The following is a 12,612-nucleotide window of genomic DNA, read 5'->3' on the forward strand; positions in this document are numbered from 1 at the left end:
TGGGTGAACAGACGCTATTCGGAGGAACAGATCCGCATGTATCTGGCCGAGGCCGCGAGCGGAGTGCCGGTGCGCGAACTGTGTGCCCGCTACGGGTTCAGCGATGCATCGTTCTACGGATGGCGTGCCCGCTATGGCGGACAGGCCCGCGCCGAGGTGGCCGATTCGCGGCGCCTGCGCCAGCTCGAGGAAGAGAACGTGCGGCTCAAGAGTATGCTTGCGGATGCGCTGTTGCGGCTGGAGCTGCTGCGCAACCGTACCGGCCGCCGCGGCGACCGCGAGCCCGACCACTGATCGCCCGCCGACACGATGGGCGGCGGGCCTGGCAGCGCGCACGGCGGCGCCGGATCATCATCTGCGGCGATGTCGCCATCGCCCCGCATTTCTGGAGTGTTTCGAGTGAGAAAGTTTTTCGCGGTCCTGGCTGCTGGCGGATGTATTGGCCTGTCCGGCGTGGCCTTCGATGCCATGGCCCAGGGCAAGCTGCCCGAGCCCATCGTGGCGCCGGCCCCGCCGCGCATGCTCGACCCGGCCACGTCCACCGTGGACGATCCCGGCGCGACGTTGTCCACCTCGCAGCGCGAGCATTGCCGCCAACTGCTTGACAAGATCAACGCGCTGCCGGCAGGGCCGCAATGGTCGCAGGGGCAGTCGAGCGTCACCACGGCCGATGGCCGCACCTATTCCACGCTGGAACGCGCGCCGGACCGCAAGCGGCTGGAGGAAGCGTTCCGCCAGGAGTGCGCGCAGGAGAAGAAGTAACCCGGATCTGGCGTTTCTGTGATGCGCGGTGCCGGTTTCGATGTGTACTGGATAGGGAGCGAGCATGTTTCGCATGCAACGATTTCTTGCCTGGTGGCTCGGGCTGCTGCTTCTGGCCGGCTCCGGCATGGCGCTGGCGCAGGCGAAGCTCGACAAGCCGCATCTGGACCAACTGCTGGCACCGGTGGCGCTCTATCCGGATGCGCTGCTGTCGCAGGTGCTGATGGCGTCGACCTATCCGGCCGATGTCGCGGCGGCCGCGCAATGGTCGAAGTCCAACGCCAGTGTTTCGGGCGATGCGGCGACCAAGGCCGTGGCCGGGCAGGGATGGGATCCGAGCGTGCAGTCGCTGGTGGCCTTTCCGTCGGTGATGGACATGATGGGACGCCAGCCGCAGTGGGTGCAGTCGGTGGGCGATGCGTTCCTGGCCCAGCCCGATGACGTCATGGATTCCGTGCAACGGCTGCGCGTCCAGGCACAGCAGGCCGGCACGCTGAAGACCACCGAGCAGCAGAAGGTGGTGACGCAGCAGAGCGGCGGCACCACGATCGTCCAGATCGAGCCCGCCAATCCGCAGGTGGTCTACGTGCCGAGCTACAACCCGACCGTGGTCTATGGCGCGTGGCCCTACCCCGCGTATCCGCCAGCTTACTATCCACCCCCGCCGGGGTCGGTCTTCGCCAGTTCGGTGGTGGCCGGAATCGGCTTCGGGCTGGGCGTGGCCGCCGTCAATTCCCTGTGGGGCGGGTTCGACTGGAACAACCACGACGTCAATATCAACGTGAACCGCTATAACAACGTCAACGTGAACCAGCGGCTCGACGTGAATCGCGCGAACGTGAACTGGCAGCACAACGCGGCCAATCGCGGCAACGTGCCGTACAACAATCCGAACGTGGCGAACCGCTTCGACGCGCAGCGCCAGCAGGGGCTTGCCACGCGCCAGCAGAATCGCCCGCAGGCCGGGCAGCCGGGGCAGGCTGGGGGGCAGCGCCTGGGGCAGGCGGGCGGTGGCGTGCAAAGCCAGCGCGACGCCGCGCGCGATCGGGCCGCCCAGTCGTTCCAGGGCAGGACTGGCGAACCGATTGCCGGGCATGGCGGACAAGGCGTGAACCGGCAGCCGGGCCAGAATCCGCGCGCGGCCAGTGCCGACCGGCAGCGGACCGACCAGACGGAAGCGCGCAACCGTGCGCGCGAGAGCAACCGGGACAACGCCTTCCGCGATGCGGGCAACGGCGAGCGGCAGCGCCAGCAGGTGGCGCGCGGCCACGACAGTGTGCAGCGGTCGGCCGCACCGGCACCCCGGCGCAGCATGCCGGAGCGTTCCGGCGGTGGTTTCCAGGGCGGCGGTGGCGGTGGCTTCCACGGCGGTGGCGGCGGGCATCTTGGTCATGGTCGGAGATAGCGATGAAGCGTGAACTGACAAGCCGCAGGAAGGGGGCGTGGCTGCGTCCCTGGCGCATGCTGGCGCTGGCCGCCGGGCTCGGCATGGCGGCGCCGGCGGTCATGGCGCAGCAGGTGTTCCCTACGCCGGAGGCCGCCATGGAAGCCTTGGGCGACGGCGTGGCACGCAGCGATCCGGCCGCCATCCAGCACGTGCTTGGCGCGCAGTACCGCCGGTTGTTGCCGCCGCAACTCGACCAGCAGGACGTCTACGATTTCCTCGGTGCCTGGGCCAACCATCACGCGGTCCGGACCGAGGGTGAGGGCAGGGCCAGTGTCGAGGTGGGCCCGAGCGGGTGGACGTTTCCGGTGCCGATCGTCCAGCGCAAGTCGGGCTGGCAGTTCGACCTTGCGGCCGGCGAACGCGAAGTACGGGTGCGGCGTATCGGCCGCAACGAGATTGTGGCCATGGATACGCTGCTGCAGCTTGCCGACGCCCAGCAGCGCTATGCCGAACAGGTGGGCAAAGGGGCTTATGCACGGCAACTGGTCAGCACGCCCGGGAAGACCAACGGGCTCTACTGGCCTTCGGCATCGTCGGAGAACGACAGCCCGCTCGGACCCGATGCCCTGGCGATGGTGCCCGAGACGCCGGCGGACGATGCGTTCTACGGCTATCGGTTCCGCGTGATCGCCGCGCCGCCCGGAAGCGCGGCCGGGTACGCCTTGATCGCCTGGCCGGCCCGGTATGGCGAGACGGGTGTGAACACCTTCATGCTCGATAGCGACCGCCGGTTTTTTGAACGTGACCTCGGGAAATCCACGGCAAGCCGCGCGGCGGCGATGCGCACGTTCACGACCGACGGCTGGAAGCAGGTGGCCGAACAGTAACTTCTCTTCTCCAGATGTGACGCCCCGGATTCTTTCGCCGGGGCGTTTCTATTTCCGCTGTCAGTGATTGGCTGGCAAAGCCTTGAATTGTTTCATTTTTCCATGTTGCTTCTTGCAGACAATGGCAGGGATGCCGAAGCTCGGCTGTGCTATGCTGCGTCGCACAATAAGGAGGAGCCACCGTTCACAGAAGAGCAGGAGTCTTCACATGGCGAAAAGCCTGTCTCCGGCCTGGGAAACGCCATGGCGCCAATTGGGCCGCGCGCAGTACCGGGCCTTGCAAAAATCAGGTTCCTGGCTGGAACGCCTCGATTTGCCGTTCCCAGCCGCCGCGCGCTTGCGCGAACCCGCCGTGGGCGATGCCGCGCCGGCTGGCCTGCCGGGCGCGTGGGAGGCCCACAAGTTGCCGCTCGCCCCGTTGCCAGGCGAGTTGGTGCCACAGCTTTCCTATCGGCTCTACATTCCGTCGCGCGCCCGGGGCGCCTTGCCCGTGGTGGTGATGCTGCATGGCTGCCAGCAGACCCCCGAGGATCTGGCCGCCGGTACGCGCATGAACGCACTGGCCGAGCGCGAGGGATTCATCGTGGCGTATCCGCAGCAGCCGCTGCGCCGTTCCGTGCACCGCTGCTGGCAGTGGTTCGACCTGGATGACGGCGCGGGCGGCCGCGAGGCGCAGGCGGTGTCGATGCTGATCGACGCACTGGCCGCCCGCTCCGACGTGCGGGCCGGCGAAATCTACCTGGCCGGGCTGTCGGCTGGGGCGGCTATGGCTGCCGTGGTGGCGCTGCGCTATCCGGACAAGGTGGCCGCGGTCGGCATGCATTCCGGCGTGGTCATCGGCGCGGGCGATACGGCCGGCGCCGGCCTGAAAGCCATGCGTGGCGGCTCGACCGAAGCGCCGGCCTCGCTGCTCGATGCGGCGGGCGTGACGCCGGGCGGCCCCGAAATGCCGGCCATCGTGCTGCACGGACTGGATGACGACGCCGTGCACCCGGTCAACGGCCGGCTGCTGGCGCGCCAGTTCCTGGCCTACAACGGGCTGGGCGATCGGCTCGGGCAGCGGCTCGAGAGCGCCAACGATGCGCCGTCGATGCAGGAGGGCGATTGTCGCGAGGCGCGCTTCGGCCGGGCGGGACGCGATCTGGTGAGCCTGGTGGAGGTGGCCGGACTGGGGCACGCCTGGAGCGGCGGCGACGCCGCGGTGGCGTATCACAGCGCGCTTGGCCCCGATGCCAGTTGGCTGATGTGGCAGTTTTTCCGCCAGCACCGGCGCGCCGCCTGATTGCCTGGCGGCGGCAAAGAAAAAGGGGAAGGCCGTGGCCTTCCCCTTTTTTCATGCCGGGCGGTGCGGATCAGTCCGCTTTCACGCTTCGCGCTTGCGGATGAACAGGGCGGTGATCATGCCCATGATGCAGACCCCCACCACGTAGTGCGCCGGCGCCAGCTTGTCGGTCTTCAGCATCAGCGACACGATGACCGGCGTCAGGCCGCCAAAAATCGCATACGAGACGTTGTACGAGAACGAAAGTCCCGAGAAGCGCACCTGCGCCGGGAAGGCGTGCACCAGCACGTACGGCACCGCGCCGATCGTTCCGACGAAGAAGCCGGCCAGCGCGTACAGCGGCAGCAGCAGGTCTGGGCGCGTGCCGACGGTGATATAGAGCGCGTACGCCGTGGCGGCCAGGAATGCGCCGCCGATGGTCAGCGTCAGGCGGGGCCCGATGCGGTCTGCCAGCACGCCGGCAACCACGCAGCCGATCGACAGGCACAGCGTGGCGGCACTGTTGGCGACGAGCGCGGTGCGCGGATCGAAGCCGAACAGCGTTTGCAGGTAGGTGGGCGTCAGCAGGATCACGACCACGATGCCGGCCGACAGCATCCAGGTCAGCAGCACCGAGATCACCACCGCGCCACGGTGGTCGCGCACCACGGCCTTGAGCGGCATTTCGGCGGCCAGCGCCTTGCGTTGCTGCAGTTCGGCGAATACTGGCGTCTCGTGCAGCCAGCGGCGCAGGTACATCGAACCTACACCGAACACGCCGCCCAGGATGAACGGCAGGCGCCAGCCGTGCGCGAGCACCTCGTCCGGCGTGAACACGGCGTTGATGCCCGTGGCCACCAGCGAACCGAGCAGGATGCCGGCCGTCAGGCCCGCCGTCAGCGTGCCGCAGGCATAGCCGATATGCCGCGCCGGCACATGTTCCGAAACGAACACCCAGGCGCCCGGCACTTCGCCGCCAACCGCCGCGCCCTGCAGGATGCGCATCAGGAGCAGCAGCATGGGGGCGAGCAGGCCGATGGTGGCGTAGGTCGGCAGCAGGCCCATCAGCAGCGTGGGAACCGACATCAGCAGAATCGACAGCGTGAACATCTTCTTGCGGCCCAGCAGGTCGCCGAAGTGCGCCATGATGATGCCGCCGAGGGGACGCGCCAGGTAGCCGGCCGCGAAGATGCCGAAGGTCTGCAGCAGGCGCAGCCAGTCCGGCACGGACGCCGGAAAGAACAGTTGCCCGATGACCTTGGCAAAGAACACAAAAATGATGAAATCGTAGAACTCAAGCGCACCGCCAAGCGCGGCGAGCGCTAGCGTCTTGTAGTCCTGGCCGGTCAGGGGGCGGGCGGCGTGGCCGCCTTGCGCGCCCATCGCACCGGCCGTACTGCTGGAGGTGGACATGGAATGACTCGCATGGAAAGGCTTTCACATGCGAAGCGCGCAACACGGATAACGTGGAGGAAGACGGCCGAAGGGTGACAGCACGAACTTGGCGGACCGGGCCGGCGGGTAGCAGGCGGGCACGACGGTACGCTTCGCAAAGGCGTAAAGATACCAGATTGCCATTTCGGGATTCTTCGATTTCCCGCAAATGGATACTAAATCGCCGTTTGGACTGCCATAATCCGTCTCCATAATACAAAAGCATGTGAGATCCGGGGCACAAAGCGTCTGCAAACGGCAGGGCGCGGGGTCAGACTTACTGGGGTGACATGGCTTTCAAGGATTCCATCCAGGCCGCATCAGGGGCGGCCATGGCCACGCCGCGCAGGCGCGTGGCGGTGCGTGTGGTGGGCGGCGTGGCGGCCGCGCTGGCGCTGTTCGGGCTGGCGGGGTATTTCGGCGCGCCGCCGCTGATCAAATACCTGGTGCAGAAGCAGGCGACCGAGGCGCTCGGCCGCAAGGTGACGCTGGGCGCGGCGCATGTGCGCCCGTTCGAACTGGGCGCCACGCTCGATGACCTGACCATCTTCGAGCCGGACGGCAAGACGCCGATGCTGACGCTCGGGCAGGTGGAGGCCAACGCCTCGGCGGCATCGCTGTGGCACCTGGCGCCCGTGGTCGACTCGCTGCACGTGGACCGGCTTTCGGTGCGCGTGGCGCGCGACGCCGCCGGCCGCATGAGCTTCGCCGACGTGCAGGAGCGTTTTGCCGCCCAGCCGCCCAAGCCGGCCGACAGCAAGCCGGCGCGCTTCTCGGTCAGCAATATCGCGGTCACCAATTCGAGCTTCCTCTACGAGGACAAACGGCTGGACACCGTGCAGCGCGTGGAGAATTTCACGCTCACGCTGCCTTTCCTGTCGAACCTGCCGCACGACACCACGATCAACACGCTGCCCACGCTGTTCGCCAGGATCAACGGTACGCCGCTGGCGCTGTCGGGCACCACGCAGCCGTTCGCGGACACGCGGGCCACCAATCTGAACGTCAACCTCGACGGACTCGAGGTGGCGAAGTACATGGCGTTCGCGCCAAAGCTCAAGGACGCCGAGGTGAAGGGCGGGCTCGTCGATACGCGGCTCAATATCGGCTTCCGGCAGGACCAGGACAAGCAGGACTTGTTCGTGGCCGGCACGGTCACGCTGCGCGAGGCCGACGTGCAGACGCACGCGGGTGCCCCGCTGCTCAAGGCCGGACGGCTGGTAGTCGACATCGGCCGCATCGAGCCGCTGGCGCACAAGGCGCATGTCAAGAGCATCGACCTTGAAGGGCTGGGTTTGCAGGGCGCGCGGCGGGCCGACGGATCGCTGAACCTTGCCACGGCGTTCCTGCCCGAGGCGTCGCCGATCGAAAAGCCGAAGGCGCCAGCGCCGGCCAGTGCTTCCGCGCCGGCGGCTCCTGCCTCTGCGCCGGCCGCCGCTGGCGTGCCGCCGCCCGCGGTGGCCGCCGAAGTGCCGTGGTCCTACGCGGTGGACCGCGTGACGGTCAAGGACGCGAAGGTGGGGTTTGTCGACGAACTGGCGCCTTCGGGGCCGGGCAAGCTCGATATCGGCCCGATCGACGTCACCGTGGCCAACCTCGCCAGCACCGGCGACAAGCCGGCCAAACTCGACGCCAACGTCACTATCGCCAACGGCCAGACGCTGAAGCACACCGGCGAACTGGCGCTCAAGGCCGGCACGCTGGCCGGCACGCTGGAAACCACCGGGCTGCGGCCGCAAGGCTTCGCGGCGTGGTGGCCGAAGGCGCTGCAGAGCCAGTTCGGCGAGACCGGTGTCAATGCCGAACTGCACTACACGATGGCGTGGTCGCAGCCGGTGTTCCAGTTCACGCTGCAGAAATCGCGGCTCGAACTGTCGCCGGTCTACGTGGCGCCGCGCGAGGCGGTGGTGCTGCCGGCGGTGGCCAGCGACGGCTCCGCCCCCGCAGTCGGCAAGGCAAGGAGCGCCGATGGCCCGCGGGCAAGCGCTGGCCGTGCGGCCCGTGCCGGGCGCCAGGCGCGTGTGGCGCGCGCGGCTGACACCGAAGGCGCCAGCCTGCCGCTGGTCAAGGCCGAGACACTCGTCATCGACGACATCAACCTGGATCTGGCCCGGCAGAGTTTCGACGCGGGACAGATCGCGCTGCGCCAGCCGCAGATTGCCGCCACGCGCGATCATCGCGGACAGTTGCTCGAAATGGCGCGCATCTGGGCCGTGGAATCGGCGCAAGACGCCTCGGCCCAGAAGGCCGCGCAGCGTGCTGCGCAGCCCGCATCCGTGGCCAACGGCAAGGGCGAGACGCCGGGCTGGAAGGTCCGCGTCGGCAAGGTATCGGTGGATGGCGGCACGGCGCGGCTGGCCGACTACGAGCCGGCGGAGGCCAATCGTGGCCGCCCGGTGATCCACCAGTTCCGCAATATCGGCCTGACGACCGGCGCCGTGACCTGGCCGCTGGCGGCCGCGCCGATGCCGGTGAAGCTGCATGCCGAGAGCGGCCGCAAGGGCGTGATGAATATCGACGGACAGGTCATGCCCGCCACGCCGGGGGCGCAACTGCAACTCGACCTGCGCGATCTGGACCTGGCGCCGCTGCAGCCGTATCTGGCCGATCGATTCAACGCGGCGCTGCGCAGCGGCACGATGTCGGTCAAGGGCAAGCTTGGCTACAGCGCGCCGCCCGGCAAGCCGATGGCGGTGCGCTTCAATGGCAACGCGCTGGCTGGCAACGTGCGGACCGTGGACCGCGTGTCGGGAGAAGATTTCCTGCGCTGGCGCTCGCTGGCCGTGACGGGCATCGATTTTGGCATGGACGACGCCAAGGGCCCGCTGCAGCTCGGTGTCAACAACGTGGCGCTGTCGAACTTCTACGCACGGGTGATTCTCAACGCCAATGGCCGGCTGAACCTGCAGGACGTGATGGCTGGTGGCGCCGAGAAGGGTGAGGCTGCGCCGTCCACGAGCCTCACGCAGGCCAATCCGGCGTCGGCGCCGCAGGCCGCCAGCGCGCCGCGCGCCGCCACGCCACAGCAGGCGCAGGCGCCGGCAGGACCGCGTCCGCAGATCCGGCTGGGCGGTGTGTCGATCAACAAGGGCAACATCAATTTCTCCGACTTCTTCGTCAAGCCCAACTACTCGGCCAACCTGACCGACATGAAGGGTTCGGTCTCGAAGGTGTCCACGGGCGACCCCACGCCGGCGGACCTCGTGCTCGACGGCCGGCTGGACGACGATGCACCGGTCACGATCAGCGGCAAGCTGAATCCGCTCGGCGAACAGCTCTTCCTCGATATCGCCGCCAAGGCCGCCGGCGTGGAACTGACGCGCCTGACGCCATACGCGAGCAAGTACGCGGGCTACCCGATTACCAAGGGCAAGCTCACCGTGGACGTGGCGTACAAGATCGAGAACGGCAGGCTCGATGCCCGCAACCACCTGTACCTGGACCAGCTGACGTTCGGCGAGCGCACCGATAGCCCGGATGCGGTGAAACTGCCTGTGCTGCTGGCCGTTTCGCTGCTCAAGGATCGCAACGGCGTCATCGATATCAACCTGCCCGTGTCGGGATCGCTGTCCGATCCGGAGTTCAGTATCGGCGGGGTCATCATGCGCGTGATCGTGAACCTGCTGACCAAGGCCATCACCTCCCCGTTCTCGCTGATCGCCTCGGCGTTCGGCGGCGGAGGAGAGGAACTGGGCTACATCGAGTTCGCGCCGGGATCGTCCACGCTGAACGACGAGGCGCGCAAGAAGATCGAGACCGTCGGCAAGGCACTCAACGACCGGCCGTCGCTGCGCCTGGAGATCAGTGGGCGGATCGACCCTGCCACCGACGCCGACGGTGCCCGCCGCGTCTGGCTTGACCAGCGCGTGGCCGAAGCCAAGGAGCGCGCGCTGCGCCGCACCGCGCAGGCAGGCGCCCAGGCCGAGGAAGGCGAGGGGGGCGAGCAGGGTGCCCGGGTGACGGTCTCGAAGCAGGAGTATCCGAAGTACCTGGAGGCGGTGTACAAGCGCGAGTCTTTCAGGAAGCCGACCAACTTCATCGGCCTGAACAAATCGTTGCCGCCGGAGGAGATGGAGAAACTGCTGCTGCAGAACGCGCCGGTCACCGACGCGGAACTACGGGCGCTGGCGGATCAGCGGGCCCTGGCGGTCAAGCAGTCGCTCGAACGCGACGGCAAGGTGCCGGACGCCAAGCTGTTCCTGACCGCGCCGAAGCTCACCGCGGAAGGCATCAAGGACAAGGGCACGCCGAACCGCGTCGACTTCTCGATACGGCAGTAAGCGCAGGTTCGTGCCGGTCAGGACTGGCGCCGCGTGCGCCGGCCCAGTCCGGCGCGCTGCCTGGCCGCCGCGCAGCGCCGGTAGCGCGTGCGGTACGGATGCGAGCAGCGCCAGAGCGCCGAGGCAACAGTGACCACCAGCAGCGCCGCCATGGCGGCGGCGAGCATCGTCAGGGACATGGCGCCCCCTTTTCTCTCTCAATCCATGCCCGAACCGCGGGCTGCTAGATCAGCAGCGGCAACGCTTCGAGCACCAGCACACCCAGCAGCACACCGATGATGACGCCCGCGCAGCGGCAACTGATGCGCAGGGCCTTGGCGGCCACCGGAATCGCCCCCATCGCGAGCAGCCCGACGAGTGCCATGGGGATCAAAAATACAAGATCGTGCGCCTGCAGATGGAACATGGCGGTCTCCTGTCTTGTTTCTTTGCACTTCCAGTATAGGCAGTGTGTGGCGAATACAAGGCGGCACGCATCAGGGTTGTCCCGCAGCGTTTGAATCGTGCCGGGCGAACACCGGCCGCCATGTATCTCGTGCGTGACACGGGCCGTTCTGCGCGTGCTGCAGTGCAGGCCGGACAGTTGCCGACAGACTCTGCAGGTGTCCTATGCTGGACGCATGCGGGCCACGTGCGGCCTGGTACGAAGGAGGCGTTATGGAACTTCATATGCATTCGCACCATTACGTGCGCCGCTTGCCAGATTGGTCGGCAGCCGCCGTATCGGGCGTGGTGGCGGGCGCGCTGCTGCTGCTCATGGAGCTGTTCTGGTCGACGATGATGTCCGATGGCCATCCGTGGGGCATGACACGCATCATCGCGGCCATCGTGATGGGGCAGGACGTGCTGCAGACCTCGATGTTCAGCATTGGCACGACCGCTGCGGCACTGATCATCCACTTCGCACTGGGCGCCATTCTTGGCGTGGTCCTCGCCATGATCATCGCGCCGTTCCAGCTCGATTCGAGCCTCGGCCTGTCTCTGCTCGTTGGCGCGGTGTTCGGCATAGTGGTCTACCTGTTCAACTTCTACGTGATGACGCGCGCCTTTCCGTGGTTCATCGAGCTGCGCGGCTGGCACACGGTGCTGAGCCATGTGATTTTCGGCATGGCTATCGGCTTCTGCTACTGGAAGCTGGAATCGCGCGATGTCTCGCATTAGTGACATGCGATAGCAGCAAAAGCCCCGCGCGTGCGGCAGCGCCGGGCAACGGCGGCGAGGCAGACAATGCTCCGCCGCCGTTTTTTGTTGCGCCGCAAGGCATGCGCGGCGCCGCACCGCACGCGGCCGATGTTGTCTTGCAGTGACCTGAGCCGATGCACTAGTCTTATCTCACGTGCCGTTTTGCACGTGCCTCGGCGGACGCTCGCACGGTTCGCCCGCGCGCGCGAGGAGGGTGGACATGGCGATCGCCATCGCACTCGTCGTCATCGTAGTCGCCTCGGTGCTCTTTCATTTCCTGAGCCCGTGGTGGGCCACGCCCCTGGCGTCCAACTGGAAGCAGATGGACGACACGCTGACCATTACCCTCGTCATCTGCGGCTTCTTCTTTGTCGTCATCAATCTGTTCATCGGGTGGGTCGTCTGGCGCTACCGCCACCGCGACGGCCATCGCGCACACTACGAACCCGAGAATCGCAAGCTCGAACTATGGCTGATCGGCCTGACCGCGATCGGCATCATGGCGCTGCTGGCGCCGGGCCTGATCGTCTATGCGGACTACGTGCGTCCGCCGCGCGAGGCCATGGTGCTCGAAGTGGTGGGCTCGCAATGGCAATGGGCATTCCGCTTTCCCGGCCGTAGCGGAGAACTGGGGACCAGCGATGCGCGCTTCGTCAATGCCAGCAATCCGCTGGGACTTAACCCTGACGACCCCAACGGACAGGACGATGTGATCGTGGTGGGCCCGGAGGTGCACCTGCCGCTGAACCGCCCGGTCAAGGTGCTGCTGCGCTCGAAGGACGTGCTGCACGACTTCTACGTGCCGCCGTTCCGCGCGCGCATGAACATGGTGCCCGGCATGGTCACGTCGTTCTGGTTCACGCCCACGCAGGCCGGGCGCTTCGACATCCTCTGCGCGCAACTCTGCGGCGTGGGGCACTACAACATGCGCGGCCACGTGGTGGTGGAAGATGCCGCGGCTTTCGACACCTGGCTGGCGAAGCAGCAGACCTTTGCGATGGCCATGGCGAAGGCCGCGCCGCCGGCCGCGGCATCGCCGGGCACGGCTGCCTCGCCCACGGCTGCCACCACCGCGTCCTCTGGCACCGACCTGGCCGAGCAGGGCCGCGCGCTCGCACAGAGCAAGGGTTGCGTGGCCTGCCACAGCGTGGACGGCACGCCGGGTGTGGGGCCATCGTGGCGCGGACTCTACGGCAGCACGCAGACGTTCACCAACGGCAGCAGCGCCAGCGTGGACGATGCGTTCCTGCATACCGAGATTGCCGACCCGGCCGCGCGCGTCGTCAAGGGCTTCGGGCCGGTGATGCCCAAGGTGCCGATCACCGATGCCGAGGTGGCCGCCCTGACCGCGTACATCCGCTCGCTGGGCGGCGCAGGCGGGCCGCAGGCTGGAAAGTAGCGGCAAGCACAGCAAGCAGA

General features: G+C 67.3%; 11 protein-coding genes. 8 read left to right on the forward strand and 3 right to left on the reverse strand.

The window, feature by feature from the left end:
• Window positions 1-3: 3 nt before the first annotated feature.
• From EV147_RS17755 to EV147_RS17775, 5 genes are all read left to right on the forward strand, one after another.
• On the forward strand, window positions 4-294 hold the full coding sequence (locus EV147_RS17755) for a transposase (protein WP_130392558.1): 291 nt from the start codon (window positions 4-6) through the stop codon (window positions 292-294).
• A 174-nt stretch (window positions 295-468) separates the two neighbouring features.
• A complete protein-coding gene (locus EV147_RS17760; protein ID WP_130392777.1) occupies window positions 469-762 on the forward strand; it encodes a hypothetical protein in 294 nt (97 codons plus the stop codon).
• Between the two features lie 64 nt (window positions 763-826).
• The gene (locus tag EV147_RS17765; RefSeq protein WP_130392559.1) at window positions 827-2,167 is read left to right on the forward strand and encodes a DUF3300 domain-containing protein; all 1,341 of its coding nucleotides are present in this window, start codon (window positions 827-829) and stop codon (window positions 2,165-2,167) included.
• Between the two features lie 2 nt (window positions 2,168-2,169).
• Entirely contained in the window at window positions 2,170-3,036 is an 867-nt protein-coding gene (locus tag EV147_RS17770; protein ID WP_198680285.1) for a DUF2950 domain-containing protein, read from the forward strand.
• Window positions 3,037-3,244: 208 nt separating this feature from the next.
• The gene (locus tag EV147_RS17775; RefSeq protein WP_130392560.1) at window positions 3,245-4,318 is read left to right on the forward strand and encodes an extracellular catalytic domain type 1 short-chain-length polyhydroxyalkanoate depolymerase; all 1,074 of its coding nucleotides are present in this window, start codon (window positions 3,245-3,247) and stop codon (window positions 4,316-4,318) included.
• Window positions 4,319-4,399: 81 nt separating this feature from the next.
• On the opposite strand, the gene EV147_RS17780 is transcribed toward EV147_RS17775, so the two are convergent.
• Window positions 4,400-5,710 carry an MFS transporter gene (locus tag EV147_RS17780; RefSeq protein ID WP_130392561.1) on the reverse strand — a complete coding sequence of 437 codons (1,311 nt, stop codon included), beginning with the start codon at window positions 5,708-5,710 and terminating at the stop codon, window positions 4,400-4,402.
• Between the two features lie 311 nt (window positions 5,711-6,021).
• Here EV147_RS17780 and EV147_RS17790 point away from each other — a divergent pair, with 311 nt between their 5' ends.
• Window positions 6,022-10,011: a DUF748 domain-containing protein gene (locus EV147_RS17790; RefSeq protein ID WP_130392563.1), complete on the forward strand. Its 3,990-nt coding sequence runs from the start codon at window positions 6,022-6,024 to the stop codon at window positions 10,009-10,011.
• A 17-nt stretch (window positions 10,012-10,028) separates the two neighbouring features.
• Here EV147_RS17790 and EV147_RS26140 read toward each other — a convergent pair whose 3' ends face one another.
• Both EV147_RS26140 and EV147_RS17795 read right to left on the reverse strand, forming a co-directional pair.
• Window positions 10,029-10,190 (reverse strand): hypothetical protein, encoded by a 162-nt coding sequence (locus tag EV147_RS26140; RefSeq protein ID WP_198680286.1) that lies wholly within the window; start codon window positions 10,188-10,190, stop codon window positions 10,029-10,031.
• Between the two features lie 44 nt (window positions 10,191-10,234).
• Window positions 10,235-10,417 carry a hypothetical protein gene (locus tag EV147_RS17795; RefSeq protein WP_130392564.1) on the reverse strand — a complete coding sequence of 61 codons (183 nt, stop codon included), beginning with the start codon at window positions 10,415-10,417 and terminating at the stop codon, window positions 10,235-10,237.
• 251 nt (window positions 10,418-10,668) lie between these two features.
• Between EV147_RS17795 and EV147_RS17800 the strand changes: the two genes are divergently transcribed.
• A complete protein-coding gene (locus tag EV147_RS17800) occupies window positions 10,669-11,172 on the forward strand; it encodes a hypothetical protein (protein WP_130392565.1) in 504 nt (167 codons plus the stop codon).
• Window positions 11,173-11,413: 241 nt separating this feature from the next.
• Window positions 11,414-12,592, forward strand: coding sequence for a cytochrome c oxidase subunit II (locus EV147_RS17805; protein WP_130392566.1), 1,179 nt, complete (start codon window positions 11,414-11,416; stop codon window positions 12,590-12,592).
• Window positions 12,593-12,612: the final 20 nt, after the last annotated feature.

It is taken from the genome of Cupriavidus agavae (assembly GCF_004217045.1).
Taxonomy (GTDB): domain Bacteria; phylum Pseudomonadota; class Gammaproteobacteria; order Burkholderiales; family Burkholderiaceae; genus Cupriavidus; species Cupriavidus agavae.

Coding starts and splice junctions, on each gene's coding strand:
- EV147_RS17800 (WP_130392565.1), top strand. CDS start 10,669: ATGGAACTTCATATGCATTCGCACCATTACGTGCGCCGCTTGCCAGAT.
- EV147_RS17770 (WP_198680285.1), top strand. CDS start 2,170: ATGAAGCGTGAACTGACAAGCCGCAGGAAGGGGGCGTGGCTGCGTCCC.
- EV147_RS26140 (WP_198680286.1), bottom strand. CDS start 10,190: ATGTCCCTGACGATGCTCGCCGCCGCCATGGCGGCGCTGCTGGTGGTC.
- EV147_RS17765 (WP_130392559.1), top strand. CDS start 827: ATGTTTCGCATGCAACGATTTCTTGCCTGGTGGCTCGGGCTGCTGCTT.
- EV147_RS17795 (WP_130392564.1), bottom strand. CDS start 10,417: ATGTTCCATCTGCAGGCGCACGATCTTGTATTTTTGATCCCCATGGCA.
- EV147_RS17760 (WP_130392777.1), top strand. CDS start 469: ATGGCCCAGGGCAAGCTGCCCGAGCCCATCGTGGCGCCGGCCCCGCCG.
- EV147_RS17790 (WP_130392563.1), top strand. CDS start 6,022: ATGGCTTTCAAGGATTCCATCCAGGCCGCATCAGGGGCGGCCATGGCC.
- EV147_RS17775 (WP_130392560.1), top strand. CDS start 3,245: ATGGCGAAAAGCCTGTCTCCGGCCTGGGAAACGCCATGGCGCCAATTG.
- EV147_RS17780 (WP_130392561.1), bottom strand. CDS start 5,710: ATGTCCACCTCCAGCAGTACGGCCGGTGCGATGGGCGCGCAAGGCGGC.
- EV147_RS17805 (WP_130392566.1), top strand. CDS start 11,414: ATGGCGATCGCCATCGCACTCGTCGTCATCGTAGTCGCCTCGGTGCTC.